The sequence below is a fragment of the Achromobacter denitrificans NBRC 15125 genome, from assembly GCF_001571365.1.
Taxonomy (GTDB): domain Bacteria; phylum Pseudomonadota; class Gammaproteobacteria; order Burkholderiales; family Burkholderiaceae_B; genus Achromobacter; species Achromobacter denitrificans.
The window spans coordinates 251926-277542 of the sequence record NZ_BCTQ01000002.1; the positions used below are offsets into that span (position 1 = coordinate 251926).

Annotated in this window: 19 protein-coding genes, 1 tRNA gene and 1 pseudogene; 10 read left to right on the forward strand and 11 right to left on the reverse strand. The window is 59.2% G+C overall.

What is annotated here, in order from left to right; all coding sequences use genetic code 11:
- Positions 1–25: 25 nt before the first annotated feature.
- The 3 genes from ADE01S_RS03500 to htpG form a co-directional block, all read right to left on the reverse strand.
- On the reverse strand, positions 26–1066 hold the full coding sequence (locus tag ADE01S_RS03500) for a Bug family tripartite tricarboxylate transporter substrate binding protein (RefSeq protein ID WP_115598993.1): 1041 nt from the start codon (positions 1064–1066) through the stop codon (positions 26–28).
- Positions 1067–1268: 202 nt separating this feature from the next.
- Entirely contained in the window at positions 1269–2153 is an 885-nt protein-coding gene (locus ADE01S_RS03505) for a Rossmann-like and DUF2520 domain-containing protein (protein ID WP_062680127.1), read from the reverse strand.
- 184 nt (positions 2154–2337) lie between these two features.
- Entirely contained in the window at positions 2338–4236 is a 1899-nt protein-coding gene (htpG, locus tag ADE01S_RS03510; RefSeq protein ID WP_062680067.1) for a molecular chaperone HtpG, read from the reverse strand.
- Positions 4237–4456: 220 nt separating this feature from the next.
- On the opposite strand from htpG, the gene ADE01S_RS03515 reads away from it, so the two are divergent.
- From ADE01S_RS03515 to ADE01S_RS31730, 4 genes are all read left to right on the forward strand, one after another.
- The gene (locus ADE01S_RS03515; RefSeq protein WP_062680068.1) at positions 4457–5848 is read left to right on the forward strand and encodes a uracil-xanthine permease family protein; all 1392 of its coding nucleotides are present in this window, start codon (positions 4457–4459) and stop codon (positions 5846–5848) included.
- A gap of 121 nt (positions 5849–5969) precedes the next feature.
- A tRNA-Leu gene (locus tag ADE01S_RS03520) sits at positions 5970–6054 on the forward strand.
- A gap of 134 nt (positions 6055–6188) precedes the next feature.
- A complete protein-coding gene (locus tag ADE01S_RS03525) occupies positions 6189–7316 on the forward strand; it encodes a site-specific integrase (protein WP_062680069.1) in 1128 nt (375 codons plus the stop codon).
- 61 nt (positions 7317–7377) lie between these two features.
- Positions 7378–8004, forward strand: coding sequence for an SEN1982 family lipoprotein (locus ADE01S_RS31730; RefSeq protein WP_062680070.1), 627 nt, complete (start codon positions 7378–7380; stop codon positions 8002–8004).
- Positions 8005–8452: 448 nt separating this feature from the next.
- Here ADE01S_RS31730 and ADE01S_RS31445 read toward each other — a convergent pair whose 3' ends face one another.
- A complete protein-coding gene (locus ADE01S_RS31445) occupies positions 8453–9541 on the reverse strand; it encodes a hypothetical protein (protein WP_165695616.1) in 1089 nt (362 codons plus the stop codon).
- Positions 9542–10272: 731 nt separating this feature from the next.
- Here ADE01S_RS31445 and mauJ point away from each other — a divergent pair.
- Together mauJ and ADE01S_RS31735 are read left to right on the forward strand one after the other, a co-directional pair.
- Complete coding sequence (gene mauJ / locus ADE01S_RS31460; protein ID WP_087881371.1) at positions 10273–11580, forward strand: methylamine utilization protein MauJ; 1308 nt, start codon at positions 10273–10275, stop codon at positions 11578–11580.
- Between the two features lie 633 nt (positions 11581–12213).
- A complete protein-coding gene (locus tag ADE01S_RS31735; RefSeq protein WP_062680071.1) occupies positions 12214–12420 on the forward strand; it encodes a hypothetical protein in 207 nt (68 codons plus the stop codon).
- Positions 12421–12514: 94 nt separating this feature from the next.
- On the opposite strand, the gene ADE01S_RS31070 is transcribed toward ADE01S_RS31735, so the two are convergent.
- Both ADE01S_RS31070 and ADE01S_RS31075 read right to left on the reverse strand, forming a co-directional pair.
- Entirely contained in the window at positions 12515–13015 is a 501-nt protein-coding gene (locus tag ADE01S_RS31070; protein WP_242663394.1) for a hypothetical protein, read from the reverse strand.
- A 195-nt stretch (positions 13016–13210) separates the two neighbouring features.
- Positions 13211–13861 carry a hypothetical protein gene (locus tag ADE01S_RS31075; protein ID WP_075873273.1) on the reverse strand — a complete coding sequence of 217 codons (651 nt, stop codon included), beginning with the start codon at positions 13859–13861 and terminating at the stop codon, positions 13211–13213.
- 590 nt (positions 13862–14451) lie between these two features.
- Here ADE01S_RS31075 and ADE01S_RS32025 point away from each other — a divergent pair.
- The 3 genes and pseudogenes from ADE01S_RS32025 (at position 14452) to ADE01S_RS31090 (ending at position 19170) form a co-directional block, all read left to right on the forward strand.
- Entirely contained in the window at positions 14452–15060 is a 609-nt protein-coding gene (locus ADE01S_RS32025; protein ID WP_242663393.1) for a hypothetical protein, read from the forward strand.
- Positions 15061–15712: 652 nt separating this feature from the next.
- Positions 15713–15945, forward strand: a pseudogene (locus ADE01S_RS32260) (antitoxin VbhA family protein).
- Between the two features lie 126 nt (positions 15946–16071).
- Positions 16072–19170: an SIR2 family NAD-dependent protein deacylase gene (locus ADE01S_RS31090; protein ID WP_082775688.1), complete on the forward strand. Its 3099-nt coding sequence runs from the start codon at positions 16072–16074 to the stop codon at positions 19168–19170.
- Between the two features lie 290 nt (positions 19171–19460).
- On the opposite strand, the gene ADE01S_RS03550 is transcribed toward ADE01S_RS31090, so the two are convergent.
- A complete protein-coding gene (locus ADE01S_RS03550; RefSeq protein ID WP_062680073.1) occupies positions 19461–20264 on the reverse strand; it encodes a LysR family transcriptional regulator in 804 nt (267 codons plus the stop codon).
- 111 nt (positions 20265–20375) lie between these two features.
- On the opposite strand from ADE01S_RS03550, the gene ADE01S_RS03555 reads away from it, so the two are divergent.
- Positions 20376–21110: an SDR family oxidoreductase gene (locus ADE01S_RS03555; RefSeq protein ID WP_062680074.1), complete on the forward strand. Its 735-nt coding sequence runs from the start codon at positions 20376–20378 to the stop codon at positions 21108–21110.
- 30 nt (positions 21111–21140) lie between these two features.
- On the opposite strand, the gene ADE01S_RS03560 is transcribed toward ADE01S_RS03555, so the two are convergent.
- The 4 genes from ADE01S_RS03560 to ADE01S_RS03575 all read right to left on the reverse strand — a co-directional run bounded on the left by ADE01S_RS03560 (position 21141) and on the right by ADE01S_RS03575 (position 25584).
- On the reverse strand, positions 21141–22130 hold the full coding sequence (locus ADE01S_RS03560; protein ID WP_062680075.1) for a tripartite tricarboxylate transporter substrate binding protein: 990 nt from the start codon (positions 22128–22130) through the stop codon (positions 21141–21143).
- A gap of 110 nt (positions 22131–22240) precedes the next feature.
- Complete coding sequence (locus tag ADE01S_RS03565; RefSeq protein ID WP_062680076.1) at positions 22241–23170, reverse strand: dihydrodipicolinate synthase family protein; 930 nt, start codon at positions 23168–23170, stop codon at positions 22241–22243.
- Between the two features lie 33 nt (positions 23171–23203).
- Positions 23204–24769, reverse strand: a complete 1566-nt coding sequence (locus ADE01S_RS03570; RefSeq protein ID WP_062680077.1) for a UxaA family hydrolase — start codon at positions 24767–24769, stop codon at positions 23204–23206.
- A gap of 17 nt (positions 24770–24786) precedes the next feature.
- Entirely contained in the window at positions 24787–25584 is a 798-nt protein-coding gene (locus tag ADE01S_RS03575; protein ID WP_062680078.1) for a transporter substrate-binding domain-containing protein, read from the reverse strand.
- Between the last annotated feature and the right edge of the window lie 33 nt (positions 25585–25617).

Below are 25617 nucleotides of genomic sequence, written 5' to 3' on the forward strand. Positions count from 1 at the left end.
TTCGCTGCGAACGGCGACGGGCGGCCTACTCGATCTGGACGCGGGAATTGCGCACGATGCCTCCCCAGCGCTGGTATTCGCTTTGCAGGAAGACGCGGTACTCGTCGGTCTTCATGATCTGCGGCACGATGTACTGGGTGCGCAGATTGTCCTGGACGGTGGGGTCGCGCATCACGTTGCCGAGCTCGTCGTTCAGGCGCGCCAGGATGGGCGCGGGTATGTTGGCCGGCCCCAGCAACCCGACCGCGCTGCGCAGGTCCAGGTCCATCCCCTGCTCCCTGAGCGTCGGCAGATCGGGCAAGGTGGCGTAGCGCTCGGGCGAGCCCAGCCCCAGCATGCGGATCTTGCCGTCCTTCACATAGCCGTCGGTGATCTGCATGGGCAGGATGGCCGCGTCGACCTGTCCGGAGGCCAGGCCCAGCAATTCGGGCGCGGTGCCCTGGTAAGGCACATGCAGGATGTCCAGGCCGTGCTCGGTCTTGAAATTCTCCATCACCAGCTGCGCCGTGCTGCCCACGCCCCACGTGCCGTAGGTGTATTTGCGCGGGGACTGGCGGACCAGCGCCAGGAACTCCTGCGCATTGCGCGCCGGGATGGACGGATGCACGGCCAGCCCGAACTGGAAGTAGCCGATGGGCGCCACCGGCGAGAAATCGCGCAGCGCATCATAGGGAGACTGCTTGTACAGCTGCGGAAAGATGAAGTGCGAATCCGCCGTGGCGTACACCACTGTGTAGCCATCGGGCTTGCTGCGCGCCGCCTGGGCGCTGCCTATCGTGCCCGTGGCGCCGCCGCGGTTCTCCACGACGATGGGCTGGCCCACCCGGTCGCTCAGCTTGGTGGTCAGCATGCGCACCACGATGTCGCCGCCGCCGCCCGCGGCCCAGGGCACGATGAACGTCAGGGGATGGGAAGGGAAGTTGCCGGCGCCGCCGCTGCTGGCCCGGGCGGTCCCGGCGGCGAGCGTGCCGGCAGCCGAAGCGGCAAGCGAGCCGGCCATCCAGGGCGACAGGGCCAGGCCGCGCACGACCCGCCGCCGCGCCTCCATGAATGCGCGATGTGTCATGTCTCTCTCCATGCCCCGCGAGGGCTGCGGGATTCTTATGGCGGAAAAGGCGCGCTGCCCAAGATGGGGCCGCCCCTGCCGTGGCAGCAATAATCGCGCAATTACCAGCGGCGATGGCATCGTAAATTCTCGGGCCGCCATGGCAAACGACGATGGCTGGCCCGCGCCGCCGGCCCGCAACGGAGGAAGGGGTCCTCCGCCTCTAGACCGCGCGCAGGATGCCCTCGATGCGCGCGGCCTTATCGGCATCGATGCCGCCCGCCGCGAACGCCAGCGACACACTGCGCAGGCACAGGTCGCGATAGAGCCGCAAGGTATCCTCATCCAGTTCGCCCAGCGCCGCCAAGTGCTTCTCGACGGTGCCCGCGTCGCCCCGCGACACCGGGCCGGGCATGCCTTTGGCCACCCCCGCCGCTTCGATGGACGCAAGCGTGCCGCGCACCATGGGCAGCAGCGCCGGCAGGGCCTGCGCCTCGGTCGCTCCCCAGGATTGCCAGATGCGCACCGCCTCGCCCAGCACCACATTGATGTACTGCGAGGCATAGCCCGCGGCCGCGTGATACCGGGCCCGCGCGCCCGCGGGCAGCTGGTTGGCGGCGCAGCCCAGGCGTTCCACCAGCGCCAGGAGCATGCCATTGAGCTCGCCCTGCGCTTCGATGGTGATCGTGGAGCCGGGCAGCGAGCGCGCCGCCGCCGCCGGATCGGCGAACGTCTGCATCGGATGAAAGCCCCCGGTCATGGCGCCGTCGGCCGCGGCCTTGGCCAGCACCGCCACTTCCGTCGCCCCGCTGCAATGCACCACGCCCTGGCCCGCGCGCCAGTGGATCCCGTCCGCGACGGCCTGGATGGTCGCGTCGGGCGTGGTGATGAACACCAGGTCGCATTCGTCGGCGAGCTGCTGCGCCGGGTACTGGGCGCAATGCGCGATGGGCGCCGCGAGCTCGGCCGCCCGCGCCGCGCCGCGGCTGGCGACCGCATGCACGCGGCAGCCGGCCGTATCCAGGCTCCACGCCAAGGCGCGGCCCAGGCGGCCCGCGCCGATGAAACCGATCTTGAGTCGAGAGAGAGGGATGGAGGTGTGGGGCATGGGAGGCTCGGCTTGGTCCGACAAGGCGTCTGCCCCGAAGGATAACGCCTGCGCCCGCCCCCGCCCTTTGCATTTTTTTCAGGGCGCCATCGCGCCCCGCGCAGGCCGCGCCGTCCACCGCGCGCGGACGGCGCGATCCCGCCGCGCCGCCGGCCCCGGGGGCCAGGCAGCGCGGACGGGCCGCTTACTTCAGCAGCAGCGCGTTCAGGCGCTTCACGAAGGCGGCCGGATCGGCGATCTGCGCGCCTTCGGCGAGCAGGGCCTGGTCCAGCAGCAGTCGGGCCCATTGGTCGAACTCGCCATCCTCGGCTGCGCGGATGCGCGCCAGCAGCGGGTGCTCGGGGTTGATTTCAAGCACGGGCTTCACGTTCGGCGCTTCCTGGCCGGCGGCCTTCAGCATGCGCAGCAGGTGCGGGCTCAGTTCGTTCTGCCCCACCACCACGCAAGCCGGCGAATCCACCAGGCGCAGCGTCACGCGCACTTCCTTGACCTGGTCTTCCAGCGTCTTCTGCAGGCGTTCGACCAGCGGCTTGAAGTCCTCGGCCACTTCGGCCTGGTGCTTCTTTTCTTCCTCGTCGGCCAGCTCGGCCAGGTCCAGGCCGCCCTTGGCCACCGACACCAGCGACTTGCCGTCGAATTCACGCAGGTAGGACAGCATCCACTCGTCCACGCGATCCGACAGCAGCAGCACCTCGATGCCCTTCTTGCGGAAGATTTCCAGGTGCGGGCTGTTGCTGGCCGCGGCGAAGGTGTCCGCCGTCACGTAGTAGATCTTGTCCTGGCCTTCCTTCATGCGCGACACGTAGTCGGCGAAAGACACGGTTTGCGCCTGATCGCCCGTGTGCGTCGACGCGAAACGCATCAGCTTGGCGATGCGCTCCAGGTTGCCGGCGTCCTCGCCCGCGCCTTCCTTCAGCACCTGGCCGAATTCGGACCAGAACGTGGCGTAGTCTTCCGGCTTGTTCTCGGCCAGGTCTTCCAGCAGCGACAGGATGCGTTTGGCCGAACCTTCCCGGATCGCCCGCACGTCGCGGCTTTCCTGCAGGATTTCACGCGACACGTTCAGCGGCAGGTCCGCCGAATCGATCACCCCGCGCACGAAGCGCAGGTAGGACGGCAGCAGCTGGTCGGCGTCGTCCATGATGAAGACGCGCTTCACGTACAGCTTCACGCCGCGGCGGCCGTCGCGGTCCCACAGGTCCATCGGCGCATGCTTGGGCACGTACAGCAGCTGCGTGTATTCGCTGCGGCCTTCCACGCGGTTGTGCGTCCAGGCCAGCGGATCGTCGTAGTCATGCGAGACCGTCTTGTAGAACTCGCGGTACTGCTCTTCCGTCACGTCGGACTTGCTGCGGGCCCACAGCGCGTTCGCCTGGTTCACCGTTTCCAGCTCGTCCGTCTTGACCTGCTCGCCCTTCTCCTGGTCCCACTCTTCCTTGGCCATGCGGATCGGCAGGGAAATGTGGTCGGAGTAGCGGCGCAGGATCTCGCGCAGCTTCCAGCCGTTGAGCAGTTCGTCTTCGTCGGCGCGCAGGTGCAGCGTCACGTCGGTGCCGCGGGTGGCCTTCTCGGCCGCGGCGATGGTGAACTCGCCCTGGCCGTCCGACTCCCACTGGATCGCCTCGGTGGCGCCGGCGCGGCGGCTCACCACCGTCACCTTGTCCGCCACGATGAACGAGGAATAGAAGCCCACGCCGAACTGCCCGATCAGCTGCGCATCCTTCTGCTTGTCGCCCGTCAGCTGCGAGAAGAACTCGCGGGTGCCGGAGCGCGCGATCGTGCCCAGGTTGGCCACCGCCTCTTCGCGCGACAGGCCGATGCCGTTGTCCGAGATCGTGATCGTGCGGGCGGCCTTGTCGTAGCCGACCGTGATCGCCAGCTCGCCGTCGCCGCCGAGCAGCTCCGGACGGTCGATGGCCTCGAAGCGCAGCTTGTCGCAGGCGTCCGATGCGTTCGACACCAGCTCGCGCAGGAAGATTTCCTTGTTGCTGTACAGCGAATGGATCATCAGGTGCAGCAGCTGCTTCACCTCGGCCTGGAACCCCAGGGTTTCGGACGCGGAAGACGTGGCGGTTTGGCTCATGGTTCTATATAGAGGTCGAAAAAATTAGGGACATGACAATCCCGGCAACCGGGGCATGGCGCCCGCGCGGTCTTCGGGAAACCCTATTGATGTGGGGGCCAATAAGGGGTTTTCAAGCCCGGCCCGTCCCCCGATGGGCCTTCCCCCGGGGCGCCCGGAGGCCTTCCCCGCTAAAATCCCGCTCTTTCCTCCCGTACCCCGACCCGGCCGGCCCTCCGCCATGCAACCCGCCTCCCTTGCCCAACCCGCTCCCCACGGCGCCCCCGACGCCGACGAACCCAGCCACGACCTGGTCTACGGCCCCGACGACCGCCCGGCGCCCCCGGTCGCCTTCATCGCCGCGCTGCAGCACCTGCTGGCCATCCTGGTTCCCATCGTCACCCCCGGCCTGCTGATCTGCCAGGCCCTGGGCGTGTCCAGCCGCGACACCACCCTGATCGTGTCCATGTCGCTGGTCATCTCCGGCATCGCCACCTACGTCCAGTGCATGCGCTTCGGCCCCCTGGGCGCCGGCCTGCTCATCGTGCAGGGCACCAGCTTCAACTTCGTCGGCCCGCTGATCGCCGGCGGCTCCGTCATGGTCAAGCAAGGCACCCCGGTAGAGGCCGTCATGGCGGCGATCTTCGGCGTCGTCATCGCCGGCTCCTTCGTCGAGATGGGCATCAGCCGCATCCTGCCCTTCGTCAAGCGCCTGATCACCCCGCTGGTCACCGGCATCGTCGTGCTGCTGATCGGCCTGACCCTGATCAAGGTCGGCCTCATCAGCATGGGCGGCGGCTACAGCGCCATGGGCAACGGCACCTTCGCCAGCGCCGAGAACCTGACCCTGTCCGGCCTGGTGCTGGGCACCATCATCCTGCTCAACCGCGTGCCGGTCGTCTGGGTCCGCAGCACCGCGCTCGTCCTGGCCCTGGCCGTGGGCTACATCGCCGCCGCCTACATGGGCCGACTGGACTTCACCGGCGCCCGCGAAGCCGCCCTGTTCCAGGTTCCCACCCCGCTGCACTTCGGCCTGGGCTTCTCGTGGTCGCTGTTCGTGCCCATGCTCATCATCTACCTGGTCACCTCGCTGGAAGCCATCGGCGACGTCACCGCCACCAGCAAGGTCTCCAAGCAGCCGGTCGAAGGCCCGCTGTGGATGCAGCGGATCAAGGGCGGCGTGCTGGTCAACGGCGCCAACTCCCTGCTGGCCGGCGTGTTCAACACCTTCCCCAGCTCCGTCTTCGCCCAGAACAACGGCGTCATCCAGCTCACCGGCATTGCCAGCCGCCACATCGGCGTCTGGATCGCCGGCATGCTGATCCTGCTGGGCCTGTTCCCCGCCGTGGCCGGCATCCTTCAGGCCGTGCCCGAACCCGTGCTGGGCGGCGCCGCCATGGTCATGTTCGGCGCGGTCGCCGCGTCCGGCATCAACATCCTGGCCGGCATCCAGCTCGACCGCCGCGCGCTCCTCATCATCGCCGTCTCCCTGGCCCTGGGCCTGGGAGTCTCGCAAGTGCCGGAAATCCTCTCGCACCTGCCCCACGCCGTGAAGAACGTGCTGGAATCCGGCGTCGCCACCGGCGGCATCTGCGCGCTGGTCATGAACTGGTTCCTGCCCGAGAAGAAGTAAGGGCAAGCGCCGGGCAAGGGGCCTATTCCGCCCCTTGCCTGACAATTTTCCCCAGACCGCATATAATCGCCGTCTTCGCTTCTCCCGCGACCGTCACCTGGACGGGCCCGCGACCTCCTAAGCCCGGGTGGTGAAATTGGTAGACGCAGGGGACTCAAAATCCCCCGCCGCAAGGCGTGCCGGTTCGATTCCGGCCCCGGGCACCATCCCCAAATCTTCTGCTAATTCAAGCCATTAGAAGATTTCGCAGTACAAGCCCCGCACCGGGGGATTTTCCTAAAGTTGTGGTCAGGTACAGTTTCGGTACAGTGATGCGGCGCTAGCCCCATACGGAGTACTCATGGCTACGATCGTTAAGACTTCCTCGGGCACTTGGAAAGCCCTCATTCGCAAGACAGGCTGGCCGGCCACGGCCAAGACGTTCCGCACCAAACGGGACGCCGAAGACTGGGCGCGCCGTACCGAAGACGAAATGGTGCGCGGCGTATACATCCAGCGAGCACCGGCCGAGCGCATGACCGTCGAAGCGGCGCTGACCCGCTACCTCAAGGAAGTCACGCCCACCAAGCGGGCCTCCACCCAAGCCGGCGAACACAAGAAGGCACAGGTCATCATCCGGCATCTTGGCAAATATTCGCTGGCCGCTCTGAACGCCGAAATCGTGGCGCAGTTCCGTGACATGCGACTGGCCGGCGACCCGGACAAAAACGGCAAGCCACGGCCTCGCAGTAACAACACGGTACGCTTGGAACTGGCACTGCTGGGCCACCTGTTCACCGTCGCGATCAAGGAATGGGGCATCGGCCTGCCCTTCAATCCCGTGTCCAACATTCGTCGCCCTGCCCCCGGCTCGGGCCGCAACCGGCGATTGACTCCCGAAGAACAGACCAGGCTGCTGCAAGCCGTCGATAAGCACTCGAACCCGATGTTCGGATGGATCGTCCGCATTGCCGTTCAAACCGGCATGCGGCTGTCCGAGATTGCGACGCTGCGTATTCGGCAAGTGGACATCGAGCGGCGCGTCGTGCGGCTGGAGCACACCAAGAACTCTTCTCCCCGCACCGTTCCTCTGACTGCCGAGGCAACGCGAGTGTTCACCGAGGCACTGGCCAACCCCTTGCGCCCAGCCGAAACCGAACTGGTGTTCTTCGGCGAACCCGGCCGGGACGGCATACGACGCCCCTACCTGTTCGACAAAGCATGGACCGATGCCAAGCGAGCAGCGGGCCTTGAAGACTTCCGCTTTCACGACCTGCGGCACGAGGCTGTCAGCCGGTTCGTGGAAGCCGGCTTGAGCGATCAGGAGGTGTCGGCTATCAGCGGCCACAAGTCGATGCAGATGCTCAAGCGCTATACGCACCTGCGGGCCGAAGACCTGGTGCAGAAGCTGGACCGCCTCGCGCGTCGCGCGCCGTCCACTTCTAAACAACGGAGTGAGGCCGACTCCCAAACAGAGAACAACGCATAGTCGCTCCATCGCGTTGCCATAATGAATAACCGATTGTCTTAACCTACGGAGGAAGCTAGTTTTGCATACCGCTATCAAGATCGTCGCCATCAGCAGCCTTGCCCTTACCCTTGCCGCGTGCGGCAGCGCCAAAGACGCCAACAAGAGCAACTTCAGCAAGGCCATACAGGCATACCTGGACACTCAAAAGGGTCTATGCGCTGCGATTCCTGCTAAGGGCTTGCCGTTCACCCTGGCGAATCAAGACATGCTGGGCGGTCAGAGCAAGAAGCGCGCCGACGCGCTGGTCGATGCCGGGCTGCTGACGAAGCGAGACACCGAAGTCAAAGCCATGTTTGGCAACAAGATGGAGCCGGCCACCGAGTACCAAATCACTGACACCGGCAAGAAATTCCTCGTCGCCAATGGTGCCAACACGATGGCTGGACAAGAAGCCTTCTGCACCGGCAAGTACACCGTTGTGGAAGTGAGCAACTTCACTGAACCCAGCGACATGATGGGCGTAAAGCTGTCGCAAGTGAACTACCGCTACAAAGTAGAGGGTGCAGATGATTGGGCCAAATCGGAAAGCATGCGTGCCAACTACAAGAATTTTGCGGAACAGACTCAGGGAGATATACAGGGTAAGGCGGCTGTCATCCTGACCAACGATGGATGGATGCACGAGCGCCTGTTCAAGCGCGGATAAACTGCTCTGAGTCAGTTCTGAAACGAAAGGCCTTTCACCTATGAGTGAAGGGCCTTTTCTTTGGTGCTACGCCGATCTGCAAGGTGGCTGGGGGGCTTACGGCCTTCTCATCACGAGTCGGGCCGCGCACATCTTGCCATGAGTTGAAATCAGATGCTCCGGGGCCGCTTACGGTAAGGGAAATACACGACTTAATGGCTCTTGCCGGTCTACATGGTACGACTCAACACAACACCTTGAGTTGCGAAAGCGTGTTCCTGCCGTGGCCGCCAACAAGGAGTCAGCACCAAGTCGAAGATCGCCCAGGCGCTCGTCGAGCGCAGGCCCACGCCCGACAAGGGCAAGTCCACCCTGTATGCCGATACCGAAATGCGTAGGTATACATTGTGGTACGTAGGGTTATTAGGTCGCGTTTTACTGGGTTCGGGAGTCCCGTCTTAACTCATCATCATGGTTTCCAATCCAAGATTGTTCGTTCGCCATGTGCGATTATCTCGCTGACGTAGTCTCGGCCTTTGTATTGATCCCACCAGCCTGGATCTCGTGTTCGTCCTATATACCCATGCAAGGTGTCGGCGATTCGTTTTGCATCGTCGATAGGCCACCATTGCTGTAGCGACAAGGCGAGTCCTTCCGATGGTGGAGCATCCGGGTATTGTCCGATCACGAGGTTTGTAATGATGCGCAAGCCTTCATCGAGAGTGGCGAAGATAAAGCGCGTGGGGTTTTCCTCTGGCTCCTCGTTGATTCGTCTCACAAAATCACTGATGTGGGTAACATCCCACGTAGCATTTCTCACCCCAGCAAGCGCCTTCTCCCGATTAGGAGATTGGAGCCTTTTCAATAGCCCCTGCCGTGGCGGCTTAAAGGGGGCGAAATATACGCAGGCGAATATCGCGGCCGGCCCTGCGATGATGAAATCTGAGTACATCCAGTGAAGAAGCGTCAGAACTCGATCAACTGGTGTCAAGGCTGGCGTGAGTTCAAGCGAAGCTATCTTCAACATGACTGCGTAATTTCGCCGCCAGCGCATTAGAGGCTTTGCAAGATCTACGGGTTCAATACCCTTGGGTGTGCCAATTGTTTGAATTCGATCTGCTTGCTCCAAAGCAATAGACACCCATTCATGCGGGTTGCCATTGTCGGCAACACGAAACCACGCTAGTTCGTCATGCGCGACGTCATTTCCCTGCGTCGGTGCCAATTCATGAAAGGCTACCGAGGGCTCTATTTTTATCTCCAAGCATTGAGCGAAAGCGAGTATGGCTGCAGCTATTCGCCGTTGCCCGCTTGGATCTTCACTCAGCAGCTTTCCTTGAGCGAGTTGGGCCATCCTGGATACAACGTTTCGGTCTGGTAGCAAGATGGTTTCTAACCTATCTACCCAGGCATGGTGGATAAATCCATTTACGTCATACATACCAACAGGAGGAGGGATGTATCCAGGAACGAAGACGCCGGCTTGTTCCAAGAAACTAGCGACCTCCTGCAACTGAAAATACGGAAAGTCATTCGGCATTTTTATGAGAATTTCCAAGCCCTTCCCCCATAGTCCGCATCAACCCTCTGATACTAACTTAGCAGATCGATCACTCCAAAAATGGGGCGACCCATCACGGGCCGTCCCATGAACACGGCGCAGCCAGCTTCAAGCTTCAGTGCGTCAGTGCCATGTGGGCAAGCGGTCGTGCTCGCCCTTGCCGGAGTCGCATGGGTCGAGTTGCTCCAGGGGCTTGGCGAGCTGGTCCGGCGTGAACACACCAGCGCCGACTGCGCTCCCCTTGGGACGGTTCGGTCTGCGCGTCATCTCGACTAGCCTTGCGGGCTAGGTCCAGCATGTCTTACCGCGGGAGCGAGTGGGGTGCCCATCTATGCGCTCCAGGCGGAAGTGACCACCGCGGCGGATGCTACGAGGCAACCGTACCTGCTGAGCTTCGCAGAGAGGGGCTGCCCCGATCGTCAGGTCGGGCGGGCCTCGGCTGTTTTGGCCGCCGAAAACCGAAATGGCGGCTGGTGATGCCGACAGGCCAAATATTGCCTGAGGTGACCGTGCGCGGATAATAACGTATTTATCTTTGTCAAGACGAGCCCCGGAAGCTCGCTGAAGGACCGGCCAGTACCAGGGCGCCAACACGGCCGGACCTAACACGGGCCGCCCAGTGATGCCATGCGACAGTCTATGACACGGAGTAGTATTCAAAGATTCTTAGTCAGTGAGGGGCACTGATAGCCCAAGCCACTCACGACATAACCCTTCGAGCCCGCTCTATGACAAAACCCTATCTGCGGGATTTTCGTGCTGAAGCAACCGCGCTACTAAAAACCCCGGGGAATTGGGTCGTGGCGGGGATCGAAACACATCTCCCCTGGCCGAAAGTTGACCAAGTAGTCACATTCGGCGGGCGCGATTTTGTGATGCAAGCGGCTACGGAAAGCAGCGAACCTAGCATTGCTTTTAACGCCCAGCCATATCAACTGAGCTTGAGGGAAGCGCGAGAGCAGATTCTCCGATTCGCAAGCGCACTTGCTTGGAGAGAAAACTCAAAGATTGAAGTTTTCTCCTGGGTGGGTGGAGGGTTGCCACATGGAGTGGGTAAATTCAGGGGAAGAGTTATTCAAGATTTCTTTGAGCCCAATGGATTGCCCGACACCGACAACGAAATTGCCTTATGTGCCCTCGCGTTCTACCGTGAAGGACTTTCAATTGGCAATCCGTTCTTCGCATTTTTGAGCTTCTATAAAACCATTGCGACGATTCATAGAAAAGGAGCTGAACGAGGCAGTTGGATCAAGCAAGCTCTTGGGAAGCTACATACAGATGATGCGAAGAAACGGATAAAAGAGCTGGGCCATCCCGATGTCGACATCGGCACATACCTCTATCAAGAAGGTAGGAACGCCATCGCTCATGCGGAGCTAGAAAGCTTCATCAACCCTGATCGCGTGGCCGATCATGAAAGAATTCATAAGGACATTCCGGTAATTCAAGGCTTGGCGGCAATCGCAATTGAGGAGGGATTTTCACTCTACAACCGACAGCGAGCCAAATCGATACTTGAGGGATCGGTCGACGGTTTTCGAGCGGCACTTAAGCCGGATCAGCTCGATGCAGTATTGAGTAACGCCCCTATCGGGGAGAATCAACAAGTTGATCTTCCGGATCGAATTACGCTCGTCGCACGGCGTGGTGGTTCATTTTTCGCGTTTGAAGCTATGGCTGTGTCCGAGTTGCATCAAGCTGATGGAGGCTTCCTAGCCTTCTTCACAAATGCGGACAAGACGATCCAAGTTTGCCTTGGCGTCGACATTAGGGAGGACGAACTACGCACTGATCCCATAGAGGGACTGGGTGTCCGCGTAGACCGTAGTTCCCGCGCTGGCGTAGAGCGTGAAATTCTAATGCTGAAATTCCAGCGCTGCGTTCTTATCAATGGTCGCGTGGAAGTCTGGGACGAAGAGATCAACCAATTGATTGCTTGCACAAAACCATATATTCCCGTTAATGTAACTGTCAACTATCAGTGGTATGAAGAACAAATAGCGGAGCTGGAAAAACTGCTGGCAACACTGAGTTAGCGCCTGAGCTCGATCCCGACAATGCGTATATCGAGCGTTTCCGGCTATCTATATTCGTCTGAAAAAAGAAAAAGTACCCGTGCTTCGAAAGTCAACGTTTCTTCTAGTGGCCTTGGCATGTGTGAGCAATGCGAAAGCACTCACCTTCACCATCGAATGTCACAGTCGGTACGACCACCCAGAAATTGGCAAGTACGTCCGCTTGGACTGGAATGGCGCAATCCTTTCCTTATACCGACGTCCCTTTCAGGCAAATGCGGTGGCGGGGCCGGATCTTACTGTATATCCGCAGAGAACCTCTAGCAATCGCGAAACGCTAGCTGACAATAGAGTCGCGAAAAACTACCTGTTCGCAGACGATAAAGAGGGGAATTGGTTCACTATCAACATGAGCCCCGGCGAACGAGATCGGTGGGTTCTTACATATACCATCGCATGGATTATCAGCGAACGTAACGGCCAATTCATGCGATCCGCCCACACCTATTCATACCGTAACTGTTCACTCCAGGAGTCTCCCAACTGAAGGCAAGAGCTATATTGATAGACATCGATAGTCCACCGACGCATTGCTCCGAAGTAGGTCGTGACGATAGCCTTGTGAGCACTTGGCTTACATAAACGGAGGGGTAAGTGAGCAAGACCAACGAGTTCGAGTCTCTGAAGCCACTGTACGCGGAGAGCGTCATCGCGGCCCGCCTGGCAGGCGAAAACCTGCTGAAGGCGGCAGGAGAAGGACCAGCCGCGATAGTCGCGGCAGAGGCTGCGGTCCGCAAGGCTGCTGAGCAACGAGACGCCATCGAAGCGCAGCTAAAGGCTCTCGATGACGAGGGCGGCTAGTCGAGGGTGGAAGTGAATAGGGCCACCCAAGCGGGCGGCCCTTCTCACTTTTTCGGTGCGGTTGCCGGATTCGAACTGGCGATGACCAGCCCCTCTATTTCGCGCGCGCTTTACGCCAACTTTCAAGCAACTCAGTGTTTCCCGAGGCCACCTCAATAAGCATTTGAAGTGTTAGGACTGTGCCGGGAACAATGCCCTCTTCATCGATCTCTTTCCCATCGAAGTCTGGATTGGTCGGTATTTCGACATTAATTACCCACCAGACGCCAATTTTTCGCAGGAGTGCCACAAGCGCATCGAACTGAACTTCGTGCGAAGACTCAACTTGCCCGGTAACTATGCCAAAGAGCTCGTGAGCAAGTAGATTTCGAGTTTTCTTCAGTTGCTCGAAAGTTGCTAAATCTTCGTCGCTTATTGCGTCATTCTCTCTCAACCAGTGGAGCGATGCGTAAAGTGGGCTTTTGTTCTTTGACAACACCTTAGATTGATATTCGGAGTCGACGGTGGGCCCACGTTCATCAAATTCACTCGTATAGAGGCTACGAAGATCGTCGACGATCGAATCCTGAAGGATTTCAAACGTAGTGATGAACATAGTCGCCATGAAGAGAGATGGCCTGACTACATCAGGGTCCAAAAATCGCTCCCACTGGTTGGCAGTATCCCGCATCAAGATGCCTCGCTCAGTGACTTCACAAAATTAACGAGTAAATATCACTTCAGACTCCAATTTCTCAGCATCTAAGTAGAGAAATTGGAATTTAACACCCATTTCCCAGATCCAACAGATCTAATCCGAGTGGCGAACAGCAAATCTCACGCATTTAAAAAAATCATCGGAAGGAGACTTGTACTCAATCCTTTGACTTAGTGCTCTGGCGGTGGATTTAGATTCCTTAAAATCAAGTGCGACCATACCTTGATGCCAATCAAAAGTGATTTTAGTCAAGTAGCATTCCATTGAATTAATAGAAACCTCGATGCCCGAACAGCCAATTTGACATGGGCGTCTGGACACCCATCGATCAGTGGCAGCCACAAATAAGTGAGCTACATCTACGAACGTCTCAACATCAGGTTCAATCGGAAGTATGTAATCGTGCTCAACCGCATTGCGTTGTGCATTCAATCGATCTAGCACTCGAGGAGCAACAAGCCCACACTCGCGGATATACCTTATCAAATCGGGGAAAGTTCTACGGCTCTTCAGATTTACTCCACCGAACCCTAAGCAAAGGTCCTCGAGACGTAGATGCAGAGCTTTTTTGGCATTAGAAAGCGCATTGACCAGATGCCGGGGAGTCTTCCCGTCGACCAAATCGAGCGCAGCGAATGAAAGGTAGTCCGCCGCAGAAAGCGGTTCTGTACGAACTTCCATCCAATCCCACATATCCACCTCTGCGGTGTCATCGGACAAAAGCGATAAGTCAAACTGAGTCATGAGTGCTGTGCGATATGGCGCAGTAACGCGATTTAACAGACGATCCTACACCATATGGAATCAATGTCGAATGGCCACTTATGGCCGAACTCGGCCGTATGTCTTCCTGAGCGAAGCATCGCCGCCTACGCGGCGACCGAGTGGCACGCCAGATCATCAGGTCTTCGCGCTGGCTGCCGCTGCGCAATTCGAAAACGTCAGGCGAGAAGCCTTTCTCGGAAATCGGCGATGAACCATTCTTTTGCCCTATCAAATTACTTCCCTATTCTGATCGTGTGCCGGACCTAGCGGCTGCGCGCCCCTTCAGAGATAGGAGAATGGAATTAGCGCGGCCACGACTTAAGCGTATGCAAGTCCAGCAACGTAAACCTCCCCGCATCCTGCCATCCACCTGTATCGATGTAGTAAACGTTGCCAAGCTGTGCAGGCTGGCGCAGCGTCATATGTCCATGGGCCACCGCACGTACATTGCGGACAGGCTGGGAGTACTGCATTCGATAACTATCTACGGACCATAGGCAGGCATCCTCGTCCTCTGGACTGAAGATAGCGCCGTGAATAGCCTGCCAATCGTCATAGGGGAAGTCGGCGTGAACCATACCGACCACGCCACTCGGCGTTTCCACCTCGATAGCCAGCGGCAAGGCGCTCGCACCTCACCAACGCAGGCATCCAACCATCCACCGCCGTGGACGCAATCGGTCCTTTTCTGGCGAGAACTTTACGGCAGCCAGCGCGACCTCAAGCCGACCAAAATGACCATGGATGTCACCCACCGCAAAATCACGACCGTTGGCATTCAATTGAAAGCGCTGGACTCGGACATTACCGGGCGTCATTCCAAGATTTCCCCTAACGACTTGTCTTGCATACCCGTCATGATACGTGGAGTGCAGATCATCGTTCTTGCCTTGACCGTCCTCTTGGCACAGAGAAAAGCGAGTGGTTTCGGTGAAAAACTGGCTGGCGCCATCGCCTTTGACGCGGTGACATTCAAGAGCATGGCGCAGGATATTGGCAACGTGGTGAATTCCAGAACGACTCGCCGCGATATGCAGTCGGGCATGATGGTTACTGCTGGCCGAACCAACCACATGATTGCAGGCAACACCATGTGGAATCCGGCCTATCGGCAACACGTCTTGCAGAACATGGGCAAGAACTGGGGTACCGGCAACGGGCGGCTCCGTCAACGGTAAGTGATGTGCATGTTGCGTCCGCATCGGCCTCGCCATCAGCGAGGCCTTTTCATTTATGGCCGCACATATCGCCGCGCTACGCTTGGGCAACCCCTTCGGTTGCATCCCGCGTCCGTTCTTGCCGGACTGGCCGCGGGGGCAGGCCCAGCGGCTTCGCCTTGTTCCTCTCCCCGCCGACAGGCTGCATGGCTTCCAGAGGCATCAAGGGTGAAGGCTTCGCCCGGGATCCTCACCCGTTCCCTGCGCTGCGCTTCGGGCTGCGGCTTCCGGTCCCGCCCTTGACACCTCTTCCGGCCAAACGACGTCAGTAGCAGTGCTGTCGAGCGGATGACGGGTCGAGGGGTTGGTGCGGCCCGCAGCCCACAGGGCGAGGACACGGCCCCTTGACGCGGCAGGAGCGCCCTACGCCATGCCCGGGGGCAGGAGTTCCGGGCCAGAGCCCGCAACCCCTGCCCCCGAGGCTCCCGCCGGCGAGGGTGGAGAGTCCAGAGAGGCAAAGCCTCTTTGGAAACTACGGCTAGTACGCAGCCGATATTAGGGTCCATAGCAGGTAAAACAAGACACTCAGTGCACCACCTCTGTGGCTGCGCGTATTTAAACCAGATTACCCATACTTCTTGTAAGATCGAGTTACCTACGGCAAGGAGACACCATGGCTGGCAAGGGTAAATGCAGGCAACAGCCCCAAAAAATCATATCGGGTACCGAACGCAGCCGCCGGCAATCGGCAGCTAACTATGCGCGGGCCTCCGTCGGTCTAGAAGGTTTCTCGCTCAGTGAAGCAGATGAGGCCCACGCTCAGCGTTTCGTCGATGGTCGATAAGCCTGCAAGAGTTTGTGCAGCCGCGCGCTGACGCATTAGCACTCTCAAAGTCTTCGTCATGACGAAGAGATTTAGGATTTGGGGACTAGTGCAGGATAGGCTGTCGCCGGTTTTTGTTTTACACGCCCCAATTTATTGCTCAAATCCCCGATGTTCAACTAATTCATATATTTGTTTATCACTGCACAATGAACATTCCTCCCTATCTAATTGATCAGATCCGCGCGGGAAAAGTAATCTTGTTTTTAGGTGCTGGTGCATCATGGGGAGCTAAAGCCTCGAGCGCACCCGAAAGCCCTCCTTCAGGAAAGGAACTAGGTAAATTGCTTTCGGACAAATTCCTCGGAGGTGATTCTCTTGACAAGGCGCTTTCGCTTATTGGCGAGTATTGCATTGCAGAGTCCGATCTCCGGACGGTACAGCGATACATTGCTCAGATTTTTGAGCGGTACAACCCTAGTAACACGCACAAAGCTATCGCTGACTTCCGGTGGGCCGCGGTTGTAACAACAAACTATGACCAGATACTCGAAAAGGCATACGCAGAAAACAAAAGTCGACTTCAGACCTTAGTCCCAATTCTCAGGAATTCCGACAGAATTGATCACGAGTTGCGCGCGCCGGATGCCGTACCACTGTTGAAACTACATGGCTGCATTTCGATGGTGGACGAAGTTGCTTATCCGCTTATCCTGACAATCGACCAATACGTAAGCCATATGACTGGAAGAGAAAAACTCTTCCACAGATTTACCGAATATGCAGGTGAGTACAGCGTGGTGTACGTAGGCTATCAAATAGAAGACAGTGACATTCGCTCAATACTTCTACAGCTAAATCGCCCGGAAGTTTCCAGGCCAATGCAATACGTGGTGACACCCAATCCGTCCGAACGGGACCAACGAATCTGGGCAGATAAAAGGATCACCACTATAAGTGGTACTTTCGATGAGTTTATGACAGAGCTGCAAGGCAAAATCCCCAAAGCATTACGTGGAATAAAATCTACTGTTCATAGCCACCCAATTGCAGCAAAGTTCGCCACTCACGCAGCCCCTTCAGATGAACTTTTAGCATTTCTTACGAACGACGTAATGTACGTTTTCGGGGGTATGCCACCAGAAACGCCTAATCCCCAAGCATTCTATAAAGGAGCATCATATGGATGGGGTTCAATTGCTGCTGCGCATGATGCGAAGAGGACACTGACCGACACCGTATTATCTGAGGTGATACTTGTAGACGAACCAAATCGACCCAGAGCAACGGACTTTTATCTCATCAAAGGCTATGCGGGATCCGGAAAGACCGTGCTTCTAAAACGGATTGCTTATGAAGCGGGGATAACATTTGAGAAGATAGTTTTATATCTTCGGTCCGACGCTCGCCTGCTGATTGGACCTGTAGCAGAGTTGTGCGATCTATTGAAAGAGCGAATTTATATCTTTATTGATGGAGTTGCGCGCCGATCAACTGAGCTATCGAGTTTTCTTAATGCCGCTCGAAACAAAAACCTTCCAGTCACGGTTATAGGCACCGAACGGAGCAACGAATGGAATGTAGACGGTCAAGACTTGTCCCCAATGTTGGACGGAACACATCAGCTTAGATCGCTCTCATCATTGGAAATCGACTCTCTTATCGAAAAACTGGATTTTTTTAAATGTTTAGGAGTTTTGTCAACTAAAACGCAATTGGAGCGGCGAGAAGCTTTTCTTTCATATGCAGATCGGCAGTTGCTAGTTGCATTGTACGAGATCACTAGCGGAGCCGATTTCCCAGATATTGTATTTGATGAATACAAGCACATAGTCAGTGACCGAGCCCGTCGAATATATCTCTTTGTCTGCGCACTTAATCGACTAAATGTGCCAGTGAGGGCCGGTTTAATCTATCGACTCACCGGCGTGTCATTTAAGGACTTCAAACAAGACTTTTTTTCACCATTAGAGTCCATTGTATTATCCGAGGAATACAAGCCTGCGCTAGACATGGCCTATCGCGCAAGACATCCCTGGGTTGCTCAGATTGTTTTTGAGCGCGCACTGCCGCAAGAACAAGACCGCTTCGATCTGTATATGTCTATATTGAAAGAGATTGATGTTGGCTACACTCCTGACCGTTCTGCGTTCAGGGAAACAATTCGCGCCAAAAACTTGAGAGACCAATTCTCAGACCCATTGAGAATAGAGGAAATATTTCGTGCGGCTCATGAAGCGAGCCACGACGATGGCTACACGTTTCAGCAGCATGCTATCTATGAGATGCGCCGTCCAAATGGAAACCTAACCCGAGCGAATGACTTATTAGCTGATGCGAGACAATTATTGCCACATGACAAATCCATCACGCACACGATGTCTGAGTTAGAAATGGTGCGCGCGGAAGCCTCTAAGACAGATGTCCAACGGAACATGCATCTTGAAAAGGCTCGTCAACATGCATCACGCCTGATAGGCTCCACCGCAAATAGCAGCCATGGACACGTAACCCTTGTCAAACTAGCGATGGGGCATTTGCGCGAGGTACTAGAACAGTCGGAACCAGCAGAAGAGGATGTCACAGCCGCGACTAAGCAAGTCGAACAATCATTGAGCGAAGGCTTACAGCGTTTTAGAAATGACGAGTACTTACTGGCAGCAGAAGCTGATTTTTCCAAGTTACTGAATAACAAAGAGCGTGCAAAAAAAGCATTAACTACTGCTATATCTAAAAACGCTGCCAGCATATATATCGCCAAAGCTCTAAGTCGTATGCAAGAAGCCGAAGGAGAATTTCCCAGCGCCCGTAAAACACTTGCCGATGCACTCAAAGTACTGCCTGGTGACAAACTACTTAATTCGGCCCTTGCAAGACTTCTTGAAAACCGCTTTCCAGAAGAAACCGTTGAAGCGGAAAGCTGCTGGCGCCGCTCGTTTACCGAAGGTGATACAAACTATACATCACAGTTCTGGTATGCACGCCGCCTCTATTTGAATGGAAAAATTGATGACGCAATGGCAAGCTTCTCTAAACTGAAAGTTGCTCGCGTTCCATTTGAAACGAAAATTGCAATTACTGGCCGGATACGTGAACAGGGTTCAATAAAGATATTTGAAGGTACGATATCTCGCCTCGAAAGCGATTACGCGTGGTTGTCGCCATATGGTCAGCAGCGCTCGATTTACCTACACTGTTCCCAAGTTAAGGCCGATGTTTGGCAACAGTATCAACGAGGCGACGCCATAAAGTTCAGTGTCGGATTCAACTATATGGGGCCAGCAGCGACATTTCGTGGCATTCAATAATGCCATTAGTGTGTGCGTTGGTGTACCTCTACTGTATCGAATTTTAGGTACAGTAGAGGTACAGTGACCAGTTTTCACCAATTCAGGTAAAATACGCTAACCCACTGATTTGAAACTGGTTTTACCTATTTCAACCTACGCTAGAATTCGCCCCATTTCCCTGTAGAAACACTGTAAATCACCGACTCAAAATCCCCCGCCGCAAGGCGTGCCGGTTCGATTCCGGCCCCGGGCAACAGAATTTGAAAAGCCGTTGGCGTTACCGCCAACGGCTTTTTTCATTTGCCGCGCTAAGCCGGCACCGCCCGCCCCCGAAACTGCTCCACGAGCATGCCCACCGCGGGTTTGTCCAGCGCTTGCACCGCATAGCAAAGCCCCACGCGGCGCGACATTTCCAGTCCGTCGAGAGGCCGGATCTCCACGCCGGCCAGGCTTCGGGCCAGGGACTCCGGCGCCACGCACATGCCGGCGCCGGCCGCCGCCAACTCCAGTGCCAGGCGCAGCGACCCGGCATGCGCGGCCGGCATGCTGGCCGCGGCGCCGTAGAAAGGGAGCAGGCGCTGATGCGTGGGATGGCCCGGGCATACGATCCACGGCAAGGCGGCTTCCGTGTCGCTGCCTGCGGGGACGGCCAGCACATAGGGATCCACGGATAGCGGCAGGAACAGCTCGTCCTCGCAGCGCTCGTCTTCGGTCGCGAGCCGGGCATCGCCGTCGCAGCCCTCAAGCAGGCTCACGAATAGCGCCGGCACCCCTTGCCGCGCCGCATGCATGAAGGCGGCGATGTCCTGGCCGGCGATATCCGCGCCGACGCCGATTTCGATGCGGGATCCTTGCGAGCCATGGCGGAACTGCTGCGTCATCGAGTCCGTTTGCGACAGGATGCGGCGCGCCTGGGGGTAGAGGATGCGCGCGTCCTCCGTCACGGCCACGCCTCGCGCCTGGCGGGTGAACAATTGCGTGCCCAGCAGGTCTTCCAGGCTTTTGATCGTGCCCGACAGGGCGGGCTGGCTCAGATGCAGGCGGCGGGAGGCAACCGTTATGTTGCGCTCTTCGAAGACGGCGACGAAGGCCTTGAGTTGACGGCTATCCATAAGATTTTCCGATTTCTTCCAAAGGAATAAACCATTTCTCATGGATTATTCGCAGGCATAGAATGATTCCCGACACCTAAGCATACATAAAACCGATACCTGGAGCCCACCATGTCTCTCTCGAAAAAGCCGCTCGTCATCATCACCGGCGCCAGTTCCGGCATCGGCCTGGCCACGGCCCGCCTGTTCTCGTCGCATGGCCACCCGCTGCTGCTGCTGGCTCGCCGGCTGGAAAAAATGCAGGCGCTGAACCTGTCCGATACCTTGGCGTTGTCGGTCGACGTGACCGATCGCGCCGCGCTGGCCGCCGCCGTGCGGGAAGGCGAAGCGCGCTTCGGCCCGGCCGATGCGCTCATCAACAACGCGGGCGTCATGCTGCTGGGCGACATCACGCGGCAGGACCCGGACCAATGGGACCGGATGCTGGATGTGAACGTCAAAGGCGTGCTCAACGGCGTGCATGCGGTCGCGGCGGGCATGGTCCAGCGCAAGCGCGGCAATATCATCAACATCAGTTCGGTGGCCGGCCGCAAGACCTTCCCCAACCACGTGGCCTACGTGGGCACCAAGTTCGCGGTGCACGGCCTGTCGGAGAACCTGCGCGAGGAGTTGTCGGCGCACAATGTGCGCGTGACCACGATCGCGCCGGGCGCCGTGGAGACCGAGCTGCTGGGCCACACCACCGATGCCGACATCAAGACGGGCTATGAAGCGTGGAAGGCCGAGATGGGCGGCAAGGTGCTGGCCGCCGAGGACGTGGCCAACGCCATCCACTACGCCTACGCGCAACCGGACGGCGTATGCGTGCGCGAAATCGTTCTGGCTGCCACGCGGCAGCAGGCGTAGTACGCGAGATGCCGCAAGCAGCAGAGTCGATCAATTAACGGTCACGCCCGCCTCACGCACCACATTGCCCCACAAAGCAATCTCCTTGACGATCTGATCGCGAAAGTCCTGCGGACTGCCTGGCGCGGCTTCTTCCCCGGTTGCCTTGAGGCGGTCGGCCATCTCGGGCTTCACGACCGCCGCATTGATCGCGGCGTTGAGCTTGGCCTGCACCTGCGGCGGCACACCCTTGGGCGCGACAATGCCGTACCACACCGTCACGTCGTACGGCACGCCGGCTTCGCGCACCGTCGGGATATCCGGCGCCGAGGACACGCGCTGCGGCAAGGTCACGGCCAGCACCTTCAGGCGCTTGTCCTCGCGATAAGACAGCGTCGAACCCGCCGTGGTCAGCATCGCATTGACCTGGCCAGAGACAGTGTCCGTCAGCGCCGGGGCGGACCCCTTATAGGGAACGTGGACCATGGTTATACCGGCCGTCTTCAAGAAGGCCTCCATCGCCAGATGCGATATCCCGCCCGTGCCCGATGAGGCATAGGTCAGCCCGCCCGGTTTCTTCTTGGCCAAGGCCACCAGGTCACCCAGGCTGTCCACCGGCACGCTGGGATTGACCGACACGAAGAAGGGCGCGCGCGCGATCATGCCGATCGGCGTCATGTCCTCCACCGGATCGAACGGCAGCTTGTACAGGCTGGGGTTGACGGAATAGCTATTGGAAATCAAGGTCAGGGTGTAGCCATCGGGCGCCGCCCGCAGGCCCTGCTCCACGCCCAGCTTGCCGCCCGCGCCGGGACGGTTCTCCACCACCACCGGCTGCTTCAGGCCATCGGACAGCAGCTGCCCCAGAAGACGCGCGATCCCGTCATTGCCGCCTCCGGCGGCAAAGGGCACGATCAGCTTGATCGGCTGCGAAGGATAGTCGTCCGCGTGCACGCTCGAAACCGTCGCGGCAAACGTCAACGCAGTCAGCGCCGCTCCTAATACCGCCTTGCCCAGCTTGGCGCTGGATAGCATCGTCATCGTTGTCTCCTCCTTGATCGGCCGCTGTGCGGCAGCCACGCTCATTGGTGAAAGGCGTCAGACTATAAACTTAACGAGGGAAGTTGCAATCCGGCTGCTCCCTCCCCCCCTCACTTCCCCCAGCGCAGCACCAACGGATCCAGCCAGCTAGCGGTAGCCAGCAATCCCTTGCGGGTTTCGGGATGCAGCGACGGCCACGGGTGCCGAGGGGCGTCGCAGTCGATGACACCCCCCTCCTTCATCAACGCCTTGGCTGCCAGAAAGCCCGCTTGCCTATTCTCGTAATTGATCAGGGGCAACCAGGCCTGGTACTGGGCGAAGGCCCGGTCATGGTCGCCCTCGCGGTGGGCTTCGATGATGGGTTTGATGCCGTCGACGAAGCCTCCGCCCGTCATCGAGCCCGTGGCGCCCGCATCGAGATCCGCCAGCAGCGTAATGCCCTCTTCGCCATCCCACGGGCCCTCGATGGCGTCGCCGCCAAGTTCGATGAGTTCGCGCAGCTTGCCGGCCGCGCCCGCAGTCTCCATCTTGAAGTACGAGACGTGCTCGATCTCCCGGGCCATACGGGCAAGGAATGCCGGCGGCATCGGGGTTCCGGCCGCCGGCGCATCCTGGATCATGATGGGGATTTTCAATGCGTCGGACAGGCGCGCGTAGAACTCATGGATCTGCGCTTCGCCCACGCGGAAGGTTGCGCCGTGATACGGCGGCATCACCATCACCATGGCCGCGCCCATTTCCTGGGCGCGGCGGCTGCGTTCGATGCATACCCGGGAGCTGAAGTGACTGGTCGTCACGATCACGGGAACGCGCCCCTCAACGGCTTCCAGTACGTGACGGGTCAGGACTTCACGCTCGTCATCGGCCAGCAGGAACTGTTCCGAGTAGTTCGCCAGGACGCATACGCCGTCGGCGCCCGAGTCGAGCATGAAGTTGACGCAGCGCCGCTGCCCCTCTAGATCGAGGGCGCCGTCCTCCTTGAAGATCGTCGGAACGACGGGATAGATGCCGCAATAACGAGGGTTTTTGTGTCTGGCCATGAGGCTCCTCCATGATCAATGAGAATGGGCGGGTCAGGTGATGACGCTGATCTGCCAGGGAACGAATTCCTGCTGTCCGTAGCCGTGAAGCTCGCTGCGCGACGGCTTTCCGGACGCGGTTTCCAGCAAGCGGCCGAACAGCACTTCACCCAGCTCGGCGATGCTGCTCGTGCCGTCCAGCACGCCGCCGCAGTTCAGGTCCATGTCGTCGGCCTGCCGCTGCCATAGCGCCGTATTGGTGGCCAGCTTGAACGAGGGCGCGGGCGCGCAGCCGTAGGCCGAACCGCGGCCGGTGGTAAAGCAGATGAGGTTCGCACCGCCAGCCACCTGGCCAGTGGCCGACACGGGGTCATAGCCCGGCGTATCCATGAAGACCAGGCCGCGCGCGCGCACCGGCTCGGCATATTGGTAGACCTCCACCAGGTTCGTGGAACCGGCCTTGGCGATGCCGCCCAATGACTTTTCCAGTACCGTCGTCAGGCCGCCTGCCTTGTTCCCGGACGAGGGGTTGTTGTCCATCGAGGCACCATTGCGGGCACAGTACTCCTCCCACCAGCGGATGCGCTCGACCAGCTTGCGGCCGATGTCCGGCGTTTGGGCCCGGCGCGTCAGCAAATGCTCGGCGCCGTAGATTTCCGGGGTTTCCGACAGGATGGCAGTGCCACCGTGCTGCACGAGCAGGTCCACGGCCGCGCCCAGCACCGGGTTCGCCGAAATGCCGGAGTAGCCATCCGAGCCGCCGCACTGCAGGCCGATGCGCAGATGGCTGGCGGGCATGCGTTGCCGCGAGACGGCGTTGGCCTGGGGCAGCATCTCGCGGACGAGTTCGATGCCGCGGGCGATCGTGCGCGTGGTGCCGCCGGTGTCCTGGATGGTGAAGGTATGCAGATTGGAGCCGTCGCTCAGCCCCTGGGTGGCGAGCAGGCTGGGGATCTGATTGGTCTCGCAGCCCAGGCCGATGATGAGCAGGCTCGCGAAGTTGGGGTGGACGGCGTATCCGCCCAGGGTCCGCTGGAGCATCTTCAGGCCGTCGCCCGCGGCATCCATGGCGCAGCCGCTGTGATGGGTGAGCGCCACGACACCGTCGACGTTGGGATAACCGGCCAGCGCTTGCGGGTGAATGTCGCGGCGGAAATGATCGGCAATGGCGCGAGCGACCGTGGCCGAGCAGTTCACGCTGGTCAGGATGCCGATGTAGTTGCGCGTGGCCACCCTGCCGTCGGCCCGTACGATGCCCTGGAACGTAGCGGGCTCGGCGGCCATGCGGGTGGGGCGGGCGTCGACGCCATGGGCATAGTCGCGCGCGAAATCGCCGATGGACAGGTTCTGGGTGTGGACGTGCTGCCCGGGACGGATGGGCTGGGTAGCGAAGCCGATGATTTGACCGTAGCGCCGCACGGCCTCTCCCTGCGCGATGCTACGGGTCGCCATCTTGTGGCCGGGCGGGATCAGGCCCGCCACGGTCACGCCTTCGCTATCCACCGGCGTGCCGGCCATCATCTGGTCCAGCACGACGACCACGTCGTCTTGCGGGTGCAGCCGGATCACGCGCGCCGCACCGACAGGCGGCCGCGGGCTTCCCGCATGGTTGCTGAGCATGGAATTCTCCTTGACGGTCAGCGCTGCATCTCGGCCGGCAACGGCATGCCGAAGTAGCGCTGGTAGATTTCGTTGAACTTGCCGTTCTTCAGGTTCGTCTCGACCCAGCCGTCGAGCCATTCCTTCAGTTCGGGTTCGTTCTTGCGCAGTCCCACTGCGTAGGGGTACGACTTGGCGATGAACTTGGGCACGATGTCGCGCGCCGGATTGGCCTTCTTGATGGCCGGCAGCACGCTCGGCGCGCCGACCAGGAAGTCTTGCTGGCCGGTGGCGACCGCGGTATTCGTGGTGGCGTCGTCCTCGTAGCGAACGATCTGCGCGCCAGGGATGTTTTTCAGGCCGCGGGAAAGCTCCTGATCGCTGGTGGTTCCTCGCGTGACCGCGATCGTCTTGCCGCTCAGATCGCTGAAGCTGGCGACCGCGGCCGAACTCGGCCCGGCGACGAGGACCGGAACAACCCCATACGGCTCGGAGTATGCGACGACCTTCTTGCGCTCCTCGGTGATGGAGAAGGAGGCCAATACCACGTCCACCTTGCGGCTCAACAGGAACGGTACGCGGTTGGGGCCGTTGACCGGAACGATCTCCAGGGCGACACCCAGATCCTGGGCGAGCAACCTGGCTGCCTCGACGTCGGAGCCCGTCTGGCGCGCTTGATCATCGAGCATGCCGTAAGGCGGCGCGCTGATATCGACGGCGACGATGATTTTGTTGCGCTGTTTGATGGTTTCCAGCGTGTTGGACCGGGCCGCGAAAGGCGCGACCAACAAGAGGGAAACCGAAAGCGTGGCAAAGAACCGGGACCGGAATTTCATTGAGATATCTCCCTGGAGTTTTTTGGCGGGGCG